We start from the raw sequence: 12,029 nt of genomic DNA, 5'->3' as shown, positions 1-12,029 counted from the left end.
AATAATTATATTTTGGGGAGTTTTGTTCGACTTTGGAAAACTTGCAGAAAATTTGAAGATTGTGGAGCTTGCGTTTTACATGCTCATGGTTACGATGCTTGTGATTTTCTACACAGAAATCTCAAACAAAGATAAAACTTCTGTTGCCATTTTATTAAATATTATTTCTCTTGGGGCGATTGCTGCTATTCCAATTAAATGGATAGAGTGCAAAATAATTCTAATCGCTATAAGTTTAATTTCAACTGGGATCTATATTAAAAAATATTTTATCTATAAAAATATAAAGGGCATAAATATCATTCCAATTTCTAATAACTCAGTCTCCATATTTGCGGTAGTAATGGGAATTTTAATTGGAACTCTTGCATACTTATTTGACATCGACAGATTATCCGTCGGAATTATTTACAATATTTTGATAATAGTATTTGAGATGCTACTTATATTTTCCATTAGAGAAAGAGAAAATAACTACGAAAAAATATACAAGATGTACTATCTCTCAGACTACATTTCCAAGGAAAGGGACGTGTTTGCAAGAGTTATTCACGATGAAATCATCCAGGACATATATGCTTCGAAGAATTATCTTTCGCTAAAAGAGCCAAATATTCCTTTGACGAAGGAGGTACTCACAGACCTTGAGATTAAATCGAGAAAGCTTATGAAATTCTATCAATCGAATATTTTTGAAGGCGGAAGCATTGATATTTCTTTAGAAGAAGTGGTAGAAAATATAAAAAGTCTATATAGAGATAAAAATCTTGAAGTGAATGTTGAAATATCTGATGAAATCAAAAATCTAAAGAACGAAAATATAAAGAGGCTAATTCTTATAATCACAAGGGAGCTTGTAAATAATGTGTACAAACATTCTAATGGCTCTTATCTAAATTATAAAATATTTAAAAATGGAAAGGATATTTGTATAAATTTAGAAAGTAACGGCGCAGATTCAAAAGATATTTTAAATATTGAGAAATCAACTAGAGGAGTGATGGTTCTAAAACTTTTGGTGGAGTCGAACTCTGGAAAGATTCTTTATAATTTGGAAAAAGATTTGCTATCAACGACGGTTGAGCTGGAGGTGGAAGATGAAAATTCTATTGCTAGACGATCATAAAATCCTAGGACAATCCATAAAGATGCTCTTGGAAGAAGAAAGCGATGTAACCTGTGATTATATTTCATCTTCGGAAAATTTAATGGAAGCGCTAGAAAATAGCTATGATATTTTGCTTTTGGATATAAATTTAAAGGCGGAAAAGACTGGGCTTGATCTAGTAGAAGAAATCTTGAAGAGATATCCTAAACAAAAGATAGTTATATTAACATCATATGATTTGGTAAATTATAGAAAGGTTGCCTTTGATCTTGGAGTAAAAGATTTTATAAATAAATCTGTAGAAGCGAGTGAACTAGTGAATAGACTTAGGTCTGTAAATGGTGGAGGAAAAATTAAAAATTCTCCGCAAATTCTAGAAACACTAACGGAAAGAGAAGTAGAAGTACTTAGAGAAATGATAAAGGGCGAAAATAAAAAGGACATCGCCAAGAAATTATATATAAGTGAGAGAACTCTCTACAATCATATCTCAAATATATACGAAAAACTCGGTGCGAAAAATATTGTCGAAGCATACAATAGAGCCATGGAACTGGGATATATAGATCCAGTAATGTAAAAAAAGAGCTACGAGAATAGCTCTTTTATATTGTCTTTAAAAATGTAAATTTTGATTCTGTTGAGAGTTCTTCTGCAAATTCGAATCCTTCTAGGTTGAAGTTTTTTAGATCTTCTAGGTTTTCGATTTTATTCTTGCAGATGTAATTTAGCATGAGACCTCTAGATTTTTTAGAAATGGTGGAGTGGGATTTTAGTTTGCCGTCCTTTTTTTCGAAGAAGTCGAAGTCGTAGATTTTAAATTTTTTTCTATCTATTAAACTTGAAAATTCATCAGAAGCTAGATTTAAGATAATTTCTCCATCTTCAAATGCGCTATTAAATTCATCTTTCCAAAAATTTTTAAGACTTAGTCCATCGATTTTAATCCCTACGTTCATGTCGAGACGATAGGGACGGACGAGTTTCTCTGGATTGATCGGTCCATAAAATGCTGAAAGGATGACGAGATGTTCGTCTAGGTAAGATTTTTCATCGGGATTTAAAGAATCCATGTCGAACTTCCTAAAGGCGAGTCCTGTATACATTTCTATGGTTCTGTAACTTTCTTCGATGTAGAAATTATCTATATAATTTAAAACTTCATCTGCAACTTTGTCAGAAATTTTGTAGATGTTTTTTATTTCATCTTTATTTAAATTTTTAAGTTCTGATATTATTGTTTTTGTTTTGTCCGAGTAGGTTGTAGCTTCTTTATAAGGACTTTGAAAGCTCATTTCTTTGCTCGGTGAGAATATTATTTTCATAGGTACCTCCAATAATATTATAGCAAATGATATAATTTATTTATTAATATTATTTCGAGGTGGAAAATGGCAAAATATTTAAGAGAAAAGCCTTCGAATTTTAAATTTAGTCTTCATGATGCGAAGATTATAGATATTGATTATGATTATGGCGAAAATAGATTGATTTTTAAGACCCAAAGCGGTTTTATCGATATAGAAAGAAATGAAATGGTGGACGGGGAGATCATTTTGGAAGGTGTGTCCTGGGATGATTCCTATGTATACATCATGGAATATAAAAATGTTCTAACAGGAAATGTGGGCAGTTTCGTCGGAGAGAAGATGTACCTTAGTAATTTTGTCGACGCATTTTATTCTAAATTTGGAAGTTTCGATGTGATGAGTGAATATGATTCTTACATGACATATATGTTAAGTGGTTTTTTGAAGAGAGGAAGCGAAGAATTAGAGGCGAATATTGAAATTTTCTATAATGGTGATATTATTTATAATGTGAGAGGGTAAAATAATTTAGATGCTATCCGGATAGCGTGATAATAAATATCATATACCTAACAAAAACCTATTCTTTCTCCTTCCAATTTTCTTTTACGAGGGAGAGGGAGGCAATTAACGTCTCTCGAAAAAACCTTCGGTTTTCTCTTCGAGACTCGCAGTTTCCTCCCTTCTCCCTCGAGCTCCCTCTACCCACCTCGCATTGGGGAGGTTTTGGTAGTGATTTTCTTATTCGGCTAAAATTTTCCAAACTCGCTTCGCTCAAACAGTGGAAAATTTCTTAACGCCGAAAGCAAAAATCACATGTGGCGGTATGGTCTTAAATATGTATAAGGTATTGATTAAGGATTCTATGAGATGAATTAGAATTTATATTTTTGCACGCCTAACGGTTGAGGGAGAAGAATTTAGTATTTAGGTTAATGGAAGCTGATAGCTTCCGCTACGGTGCAGTTGCATGGACTAGGTTAAATATAGGTTATACCCGTTCGACTTCAGAGCCTACGGCTCTTTCGCTCAGGGTGACTGCAGTTGGGAGGTTAATCTGTGCAGAGATCCTTCGACTCACTACGTTCGCTCAGGATGACTAATTAGGTAAGTTTTCGCTCGATAGGTGTTAATCATTATTCTAGTTTAAAGACTTCACGCCTCTTGGCTATGGAACCTGGATTTCCGCTACTAGTGGGACATAACAATATTTAATATAAGGAGTTTTTATGAATATAATATTTAAAGAAGACTGCATTCCTGAAATGGATGCTATTTTAAAACTATATAATGATGTTGGTTGGACTGCATACACCGACAATCCAGAAGAACTTTTGAATGGAATTAATCATTCTTTAAAAGTTTGGACTGTTTGGGACGGAGATACTCTCATTGGTCTTGCCCGTGTGGTTGGAGATGGATACACCATCATCTACATTCAAGATATTTTAATTTTAAATAAATATCAAGGAAATGGAATAGGCAGCAAACTTATTAAGCTTATTCTAGAAGAATACAAGGATATTAGACAGGTGGTGCTTCTCACTGAAGACAGCGAAAAAACTATTGGATATTATACAAAGAATGGTCTCACAGATGTGAGAGATTTAGAGTGCACAGCATTTACAAAATAGGAAAAGCAAAATGAAATGTTTAAATTGTAATAATGATATGATAAAGGGAACTGTAGAAGGAGTAGGTCAAGGCGCTGGATCTTTCTACGAGTTTACCGCAGATGAGGAGAAGAAAAAAACTGGAATAGTTGGCTTCTTTACGAGAGAGACCGTTTCAATCTCAACCACCATCAAGGAGCAGGACGCTTGGTACTGTCAAAAATGTAAAAAGGTCTTGATGTGGATGGACACAGATGAATAAATAATACAAAAATACCATCATTGATTAAGTGATGGTATTTTTTGATTTAAAATTTAATTTTTATATTCATCAAGCTCAATTAATTTGTCATTTTCCATTATAAATGGATGGGAAGTGGTTTCAGATTTGTAGTCCTTGTACTTATCGTAAAGATATTTAAAACAATCTTCTTTTGTAGCAAACTTGATAGCTTGATAAGGCTCTTGGAAACTTATTTTTTCAATCCAAAGGTAGTGATCATTTTCTTTAGCGAGCACTCCAACGTGACCAATAAATAGTGAATCATAATCCAAATCATCGTGAATTACCACAGAAACCATGGAAATATTATCGCTAAAATTTAAATTGAAATTGGATAGATGCTCTTCCATTTTCTTTCCATGAACTTTATAATCCTTGGTCTTTTCTGTCTTTATCTTGGAAAATATACTATAGAAATTTTCTTTTTCAGAATCATTTAAGATTTTGCTATTATCAAGAGCACTCATGTCGAAGGCTAGATCTTCGTTGTCGTATGGGATATTTTTAGAACCAATACTGTTCTTTAAAAGTACAAATGTATTTATTCTACAATTTGTCCCGATAAACTCACCCTTTTTAGAAGTCCAAAGCTTATCTATCTTTTCAAAATCATATTCTGGATTTATTTCTGGCTTAAATTCTCCATGTAGGGATGTATTTTCGATTGTTTGATTATAATCTTCTACAAGAGAAGCAAACTGATCTACATCTTCTTCTTTTAAATATTTTTTAAGAGTTTCTGTAATTTCTTCTAAACTTTCTTTGGAACTCATGTTGGACATGGTAGGTTCCTTTGGATTAGTGTTATTTTTCGCTCCGACATCAGTTTTATTTTCACATGATATTAGAAAGAATAAACATGTAAATAATATAAGTATTTTTTTCATATTTCCTCCTACATTTATTATATTTTATCAAAGTTAAATTCTCATGGTAGAAAATTTTATAAATTGTTCACGAATTGTTTAATTAACTATTCGATTTTTTAGTTTATTTCGGGTAAATATTTTAAAACATTAATTTTCATTAACAATAAAATAAATATTTGTAGAAGGAGAAATAGATGCGAAAGTCCATCATATTAATTATTTTTGCTTTGGTTTTATTCATGACTGGATGCACCAGTTTAGGTGAAAACAAAGAAAGAACGAATGGCAAAGATATAATTAAAAAGATAAATGAGATAATAGAAAATGAAGAAGAGAAAAATATAGGCACTAATCCAAACGATGGAGTGGATTATAAAGATTCTGATTTAAAGACAATCTACTTGGCGGGAGGTTGTTTTTGGGGCTTAGAGGCGTACATGGAAAGGATCTATGGAGTAGCTGATGTTGTAAGTGGTTATGCAAATGGCAAGACGGAGAACCCAACTTATGAAGATGTTTCTCATAAAAATACTGGTCATGCTGAAACCTTGGAAGTTAAATATGATCCTAGTAGATTAAGTCTCGATGAACTTCTTAATTATTATTTAAAGGTAATTGATCCTACGAGTTTAAATAAACAGGGAAATGACGAGGGAACTCAATATAGAACCGGAGTATATTTTACAGACGAAAAAGATAGGGAAATAATTGAGAAAAAGCTAGAAGATGAACAAGAAAAGTACAAGGATAAAATCGTCGTTGAAGTTAAGAAATTGGAAAATTTTTACAAGGCAGAGGAATATCACCAAGATTATTTAGACAAAAATCCTTACGGATACTGCCATGTTGATTTAAGAAAGGCAAATGAAATTATAATCGACAAGGATAAATATAAAAAGCCAACCGATGAAATTTTAAAAAAAAGACTAACGCAGCTTCAATATAATGTGACTCAAAATAGCGACACTGAACAACCTTTTTCTAATGAATATTGGGACAATGAAAAGAAAGGTATCTATGTAGATATAGTTACGGGAGAACCACTATTTGTTTCAACGGATAAATTTGAATCAGGTTGTGGTTGGCCTTCATTTTCAAAGCCGATTTCTAAGGATGTTTTAAAGTATAGTAGCGACAGCAGTCACAATATGGATAGGGTAGAAGTGAAAAGTCGTTCCGGAGATTCACATTTGGGACATGTATTCGAAGACGGACCTAAAGAATCTGGTGGTTTAAGATTTTGCATAAACAGTGCAGCATTAAGATTTGTTCCATTGGAAGAAATGGACAAAGAAGGCTATGGATATTTAAAACATCTAGTTAAATAAAAATTTGCAAATAAAATCCCCTTAATTTAAGGGGATTATTTTAATTATACTTAGTTTCTCTTTCGTGAAGTACGTGGTGAATTTCATTCATATCCACATCTTCCAAAGTTTTATGCTTCCAATTTGGATTATTGTCCTTGTCAATTAAGACTGAGCGGATGCCTTCTTCAAAGTCGCCCCTCAAACTAGAGTCCAAGATATACATCCAATCTCTCTTAAGAGTTTCGACTCTGTCCCAATTTTCTCCAGCCTTTAGCTTTTCAAATTGTAGCACCATGCTATATGGACACACCATCTCAAGTTCTTCTAGACATGCATTAGCAAACTCATCATCTTTATTTTCTTTAAGTGCACTTACTATTTCAAAGACCGTATCCTTGTCGTAGTACTTCTTTATATTTTCTTCGTTGAAGGAGAGATCTGTCTTTTTAGTTGGAAGGTCGTAATCTTTTAGCACATCTTTAAAAGCTGTTATTATATTTTCTGTGGATTTATTCTCCCTTCCTAATTTGAAAAGTTCCTCCAATAGTTCATCTTTATTATTTTTTTCTACAAGGTAGTCGACTATTCCAAGATGTTTTATGTCAGAGGCAGAAATAATCTTTGAGTTTAGGGTTATATAGTTTGCAGTCGGTCTATCAATCTTAGAAAGAACAGTTCCGACTCCTACATCTGGGACGATTCCAAGTTTTGTCTCTGGCATAGCAAATCTCACTGTTTCATCTGCAATTATTATTTCTGAATGCATTGAAAGTCCTACACCGCCACCCATGGAAACTCCAGTCCAAAATGTGATGGTTGGTTTCTTGGTAGTTGCTAGAAATAGATCTAGGTCGTACTCCTTTGTAAAATAACTCATAAGACATTTTCTGTCCTTGCACTTTGAAAAAGATTCATATACTTCCTTTAAATCTCCTCCTGCGCAGAAATCTCTTCTATCTGAATTTAAAACGACAATCTTTACATCGTCATTATTTTCTAAATCTCTATAAATTTTCAAAAGATCTTCGAGCATCTGTGATGAAAGGGCGTTTAGACCTCCTTCTCTAGATAGAGTCACCACTGCTATGTGATCTTTTATATAATATTTTATCATCCAATTCCTCCTAAATCCTGTTTATTCTTTGTTATTATACCCAATTTGATATTTGTTTTTATAATTTTGCTACTTAAAATAAATCTATGTTAAAATGTACTTATGAAAGAATCATTATTTAAAGAAAAAGTTTTTAAAATTGGAGATTTAATCGTAATCATATCCATCGTTTTAATCGCTTTTGTAATATTATTTTCAACTAGAAAGGGAGCTTTCGTTGAAGGTTCTACAATAAACATAAAGGTAAATGGAAAGGTTGTAAAAACCATCAAGGTGGATGGCAATATGGAAGGCAAGGTTGAGCATATTCACACTGAGTTTGGGGACAATGAAATTATGTTTACAAAGCATGGAGTTAAGATGGTTGAATCAGATTGCAAGGACAAACTATGTATGAAGATGGGCGAGATCACTTCTAAGGGAGAGTCAATAGTATGTCTTCCAAATAGATTGGTGATTGAGATTGAGCCTGGAGAAGACGGATTGGATGTGTTATTACATTGAAAGAGACAAAAAGATTATTATTCATATCACTTTTAGTGGCGCTAGGAATAGTGCTCGGAACATTTGAATCACAAATTCCACTTCCTATTCCGGTACCAGGGGCGAAACTTGGACTATCAAACATGGTGGTTTTGGTAGCTATATATACGCTAGGTTACAGAGAAGGATTTTTAATTATGATTTTCAAATCCATCGTGCTCATGCTTGTAACTGGTGCAGTAAGTGCATTTATATTTTCTGCAAATGGGGCACTGTTTTCATCCATAGCAATGATTCTCTCCCACAAATATCTTAGAAAGTACCTAAGTCCAATCGGAGTTTCTGAAATCGGATCTGCATTTCACAATTTCGGTCAGATTGTAGCGGCGATATTTATTTTAAAGAGCAAGACACTTATTTCATATCTTCCATACTTACTTTTGATGGGGATATTTACTGGTTATTTTGTAGGTCTTGCAAGTTACTATATTTCAAAAAATGTTTCAAAACATAAGGAGATAAAATGGAGAAATTAATACTGGCCTCCACTTCGCCAAGAAGAATAGAAATTTTAAAAAATGAGTTTGAAATCGAAACTGTGAAACCACAGATTGAAGAGAAGATTGGATTTGTAGAAGATCCAATTTCCAATTGTATTTCTCTTGCCTTTGAAAAAGCTGCGTCAGTTGCAGAGGATTATAAAAATGAAACTATTTTGTCCGCAGATACAATAGTGGTACTAGATGACAAAGTTCTCGGTAAGCCAAAGGATAGGGAAGATGCTTTTAAAACTTTGAAGTCTCTTTCTGGCAGGGAACATAGAGTCATAACTGCATTTGCAATTATAAATTTGGATAGAAAAATAAAGTATACTGACTACGTTTCAAGTTCTGTTACTTTTAAAGATTTAAGTGACTCTGATATCGATGAATATTTAAATACCGGTGAATACGTGGACAAGGCAGGCTCCTATGGCATTCAAGGAATAGGCAAAGTCTTAGTTTCTCACTACGAAGGAAGTTTTCTAAATATAGTTGGGCTACCACTAGAAGAAGTTAAATCTGTAATCAAAAAGATAGATGAGGGAAGATTAAATGGAATTTAATGAGAGTTTAAAAAATTTAGAAAAAATTGAAAAGATTGATGTGGCTAAGAAAACCATCAAGGATCTTCCAATAGAAGATCGTCCACAGGAAAAACTATTTGCGGAAGGAGAATCATCTCTTTCAAATGCAGAGTTAATCGCCCTTATAATTAGGACGGGCACGAAAGAAGAAACTGCTGTTGAACTTTGTCAAAAACTTTTAAATGCCTACGGTGGAATCGGTGAGCTTACAAAACTTCGTCCATCGGATATCATGAAGATTAAGGGGTTTGGACCGAGTAAAGCTGCCATGGTATCTGCAGCTCTTGAACTAGCAAGACGAATATCTACAGTTTCTAAATTTGAAAAACTCCTTCTAAATAATCCAATGGCAATATATGAATTTCTAAGCCCACAGATGAGCCATCTTCCATACGAATCATTCCGCGTGCTTTCACTTGATACGAAGAAATGCCTCATAAAATCTAGCGAAATTTCTAAAGGAACATTGGATGCGACCGTGGTCCATCCAAGAGAAGTATTTAGAGAAGCTATCGAAGTAAATGCCCATTCAATAATCATAAGCCACAATCATCCGTCGGGAGATCCTGTTCCTTCCCAAAAGGATAGAGATATCACAAACATACTTTTAAAAGCTGGAGATATTTTAAATATAGAACTTGTGGATCATATTGTAATCGGAAGAGGAAAGTACTTCAGTTTTAGAGAAGAGGGGATTTTATTTTGATTTATATTGACTCAAAATCTGAACAAATTTTTATATATAGAGATAGGCTCGAAGAAATATTTGAATTTGGAGAGAAAAATATCCTAGATAATATTTATTTGGGAAGGGTAGTGGAATACAATTCGTCCCTAGAAGCCTACTTCGTGGATATTGGAAGGACCAAGGTCTATCTCAAGAAGAGTGACTCTGGTCCTTTAAATATAGGTGATAAGACTCTCCTACAGATAAGTAAAATGACAGAGGATAAATTTCCAAAGGCGGTGGTGGACTTCACTATTCCGGGAAGGTACATGGTTAAAATAGGAGGAGAAAATAAATTTTCTAAGAAATTATCCAAAGAAGAAGTAGAAGATTTAAAGAAATATAGTTTTGAAGGAGTGCTCTTTAGAACGGAAGCTAAATCTGCCACAGAAGAAGAACTTTTAAATGAATATGAAAAATTAAACTCCATCTACAATATGGTAGGTTATGAAAAAGATTTTGAACCTGCACCTAGACTTTTGTACAGAAGAGATGTGGTGGAGGAAGTGGTAGGTCGCAACGACGAAGACATCATAACCAACGACAGAGAAATCTACAAAAAATATAAAAATAATTACAAAATCGAATACGACAAGAATTTTGAAATCAAGTATTCGAAGATTTATCTCGACTATTTAAAATTATTTGAAGAAAAAGTTGAACTGAAATCTGGCGGAAATATCATAATAGAAGACACCACAGCCTTAACAGTCATAGATGTAAATTCTGATAAAAACTGGGATACTAGCATGAAAAATTTAGCCTTATCAACCAATAGAGAAGCCATAGAAGAAATTATGTGGCAATTAAAACTTAGAAATATCTCCGGAATAATCATTGTTGATTTTATAAATATGAAGGACCAAAAAGATAGGGAAAAGATTCTAAACTTTGCAAAAAAATTAAATAGCACCATGAATCTAAAACTTAGTATCCACGGATTTACGAAACTAGGCTTACTCGAAATTTCTAGACAGAACATGGGAGAAAGAAGAAAGTTTAATGAAGTATAAAAGTATTGTAAAGGCTAAATTTATAAGAAAACTAAATCGTTTTGCGGCGGAAGTGGAAGTAGATGGAGAGATTAAGCTTGCCCATCTTCCGACCACTGCAAGACTTAGAGAACTTTTGATTCCAGGAGCGACCTGCTACTTGGAGGAAGCTACAAATAAAAATAGAAAAACTCCCTACACAATTACATCCATTGTTAAAAATGGAGAGATTTTAAATATTGTCTCCACAGTTGCCAATGATTTGGTCTATAACTCCATAGTAAATGGAGAAATCCTAAGCAATTTAAAGATAAAAGATTTGAAGAAGGAAGTTAAATTTTCTCATTCTAGATTTGACATGGGATTTACGACAGAAGATGGAAAAGAAGGATTTATAGAAGTAAAATCTGTAAATTTAAAGAGAAATAATATTGCTATGTTTCCGGGCTCACCGACACAAAGGGGAAGAAAACATCTAAAAGAGCTCTCTCATGCGAAAAGAGAAGGAAAGATTGCTGTCCTTGTCATAGTGGTACTTTTTGAAGACATGGACTACTTCACCGCAAATATTGCAACGGATCCGGAATGGTCAAAGGAGCTCTTAAATTCAATCGGTGAAGGTGTAGAAATATATGCCTACAACTCTAAAGTAAAAGAAGATTCGATAGAGATAAAAGAAGAAGTGAAAGTAGATCTAGGATATTCAATAGAAAAAGGCGATGCAAAAAATAAATTTCTATTTAAAAAAGATGAAGATGTCCTAGGAAGGTTTAAACTTACAAAAGTAAAAGAGGCTTTAGAAAATAATTTTACAAGAAATGAAGCTGAAGATTATCTACTACTCTCAGAAGTAGAAATATTAGATAAATCTGTAAAATCAGTGGAACTTATGATTTCATTTGTAGAACAGTTAACTTCAGATAAGAAACTCGATATTTTAAAGATTGAAACAAAAGAAAATAATAGAGATAAATTTTTAGAAGAAATACTTATAAAAATCGGATATGAAGAATTAAATTTAAAAGATAATAACAGCAGGAAAATATTTAAAAAATTTGTCGATAAATAGATTATCGTTTCCTATTGACTTTAAT

15 protein-coding genes are annotated in these 12,029 nt (G+C 33.1%); 12 read left to right on the top strand and 3 right to left on the bottom strand.

Annotation, left to right across the window (positions count from 1 at the left end; genetic code table 11):
- Positions 1–22: 22 nt before the first annotated feature.
- Both HMPREF1252_RS08305 and HMPREF1252_RS08300 read left to right on the top strand, forming a co-directional pair.
- On the top strand, positions 23–1,126 hold the full coding sequence (locus HMPREF1252_RS08305) for a hypothetical protein (RefSeq protein ID WP_023060134.1): 1,104 nt from the start codon (positions 23–25) through the stop codon (positions 1,124–1,126).
- Entirely contained in the window at positions 1,098–1,688 is a 591-nt protein-coding gene (locus HMPREF1252_RS08300) for a response regulator transcription factor (RefSeq protein ID WP_023060211.1), read from the top strand. Before HMPREF1252_RS08305 ends, HMPREF1252_RS08300 begins: the two co-directional genes overlap by 29 nt.
- Positions 1,689–1,713: 25 nt before the next feature.
- On the opposite strand, the gene yaaA is transcribed toward HMPREF1252_RS08300, so the two are convergent.
- A complete protein-coding gene (gene yaaA / locus HMPREF1252_RS08295) occupies positions 1,714–2,433 on the bottom strand; it encodes a peroxide stress protein YaaA (protein ID WP_023060195.1) in 720 nt (239 codons plus the stop codon).
- A 66-nt stretch (positions 2,434–2,499) separates the two neighbouring features.
- On the opposite strand from yaaA, the gene HMPREF1252_RS08290 reads away from it, so the two are divergent.
- The 3 genes from HMPREF1252_RS08290 to HMPREF1252_RS08280 all read left to right on the top strand — a co-directional run bounded on the left by HMPREF1252_RS08290 (position 2,500) and on the right by HMPREF1252_RS08280 (position 4,293).
- Complete coding sequence (locus HMPREF1252_RS08290) at positions 2,500–2,940, top strand: hypothetical protein (protein ID WP_023060121.1); 441 nt, start codon at positions 2,500–2,502, stop codon at positions 2,938–2,940.
- A 707-nt stretch (positions 2,941–3,647) separates the two neighbouring features.
- On the top strand, positions 3,648–4,052 hold the full coding sequence (locus HMPREF1252_RS08285) for a GNAT family N-acetyltransferase (protein ID WP_023060176.1): 405 nt from the start codon (positions 3,648–3,650) through the stop codon (positions 4,050–4,052).
- 10 nt (positions 4,053–4,062) lie between these two features.
- Positions 4,063–4,293: a PF20097 family protein gene (locus tag HMPREF1252_RS08280; RefSeq protein WP_023060105.1), complete on the top strand. Its 231-nt coding sequence runs from the start codon at positions 4,063–4,065 to the stop codon at positions 4,291–4,293.
- Positions 4,294–4,346: 53 nt separating this feature from the next.
- On the opposite strand, the gene HMPREF1252_RS08275 is transcribed toward HMPREF1252_RS08280, so the two are convergent.
- Positions 4,347–5,201 carry a DUF4300 family protein gene (locus HMPREF1252_RS08275; RefSeq protein ID WP_023060235.1) on the bottom strand — a complete coding sequence of 285 codons (855 nt, stop codon included), beginning with the start codon at positions 5,199–5,201 and terminating at the stop codon, positions 4,347–4,349.
- A gap of 176 nt (positions 5,202–5,377) precedes the next feature.
- Between HMPREF1252_RS08275 and msrB the strand changes: the two genes are divergently transcribed.
- Positions 5,378–6,511, top strand: coding sequence for a peptide-methionine (R)-S-oxide reductase MsrB (msrB, locus tag HMPREF1252_RS08270; RefSeq protein ID WP_023060146.1), 1,134 nt, complete (start codon positions 5,378–5,380; stop codon positions 6,509–6,511).
- 40 nt (positions 6,512–6,551) lie between these two features.
- On the opposite strand, the gene HMPREF1252_RS08265 is transcribed toward msrB, so the two are convergent.
- On the bottom strand, positions 6,552–7,607 hold the full coding sequence (locus tag HMPREF1252_RS08265) for an enoyl-CoA hydratase/isomerase family protein (protein ID WP_023060145.1): 1,056 nt from the start codon (positions 7,605–7,607) through the stop codon (positions 6,552–6,554).
- Between the two features lie 102 nt (positions 7,608–7,709).
- Here HMPREF1252_RS08265 and HMPREF1252_RS08260 point away from each other — a divergent pair, with 102 nt between their 5' ends.
- The 6 genes from HMPREF1252_RS08260 to sfsA are packed head-to-tail and all read left to right on the top strand — an operon-like array spanning position 7,710 to position 12,004.
- A complete protein-coding gene (locus tag HMPREF1252_RS08260) occupies positions 7,710–8,111 on the top strand; it encodes a NusG domain II-containing protein (RefSeq protein WP_008901890.1) in 402 nt (133 codons plus the stop codon).
- Entirely contained in the window at positions 8,108–8,626 is a 519-nt protein-coding gene (locus HMPREF1252_RS08255; protein WP_023060183.1) for a Gx transporter family protein, read from the top strand. Before HMPREF1252_RS08260 ends, HMPREF1252_RS08255 begins: the two co-directional genes overlap by 4 nt.
- Positions 8,614–9,195 carry a nucleoside triphosphate pyrophosphatase gene (locus HMPREF1252_RS08250; RefSeq protein WP_023060124.1) on the top strand — a complete coding sequence of 194 codons (582 nt, stop codon included), beginning with the start codon at positions 8,614–8,616 and terminating at the stop codon, positions 9,193–9,195. Before HMPREF1252_RS08255 ends, HMPREF1252_RS08250 begins: the two co-directional genes overlap by 13 nt.
- Complete coding sequence (radC, locus tag HMPREF1252_RS08245) at positions 9,185–9,922, top strand: DNA repair protein RadC (RefSeq protein WP_023060147.1); 738 nt, start codon at positions 9,185–9,187, stop codon at positions 9,920–9,922. The genes HMPREF1252_RS08250 and radC overlap by 11 nt, the downstream gene beginning before the upstream one ends.
- Complete coding sequence (locus HMPREF1252_RS08240; protein ID WP_023060107.1) at positions 9,919–10,956, top strand: ribonuclease E/G; 1,038 nt, start codon at positions 9,919–9,921, stop codon at positions 10,954–10,956. The genes radC and HMPREF1252_RS08240 overlap by 4 nt, the downstream gene beginning before the upstream one ends.
- Positions 10,946–12,004 carry a DNA/RNA nuclease SfsA gene (gene sfsA, locus HMPREF1252_RS09370; RefSeq protein ID WP_023060171.1) on the top strand — a complete coding sequence of 353 codons (1,059 nt, stop codon included), beginning with the start codon at positions 10,946–10,948 and terminating at the stop codon, positions 12,002–12,004. The genes HMPREF1252_RS08240 and sfsA overlap by 11 nt, the downstream gene beginning before the upstream one ends.
- The last annotated feature ends 25 nt before the right edge of the window (positions 12,005–12,029 follow it).

Source organism: Peptoniphilus sp. BV3AC2, from assembly GCF_000478945.1.
Taxonomy (GTDB): domain Bacteria; phylum Bacillota; class Clostridia; order Tissierellales; family Peptoniphilaceae; genus Peptoniphilus_B; species Peptoniphilus_B duerdenii.
The sequence above is the reverse complement of the archived record's forward strand: the minus strand, read 5'-3'. Positions and strand labels throughout refer to the sequence as shown.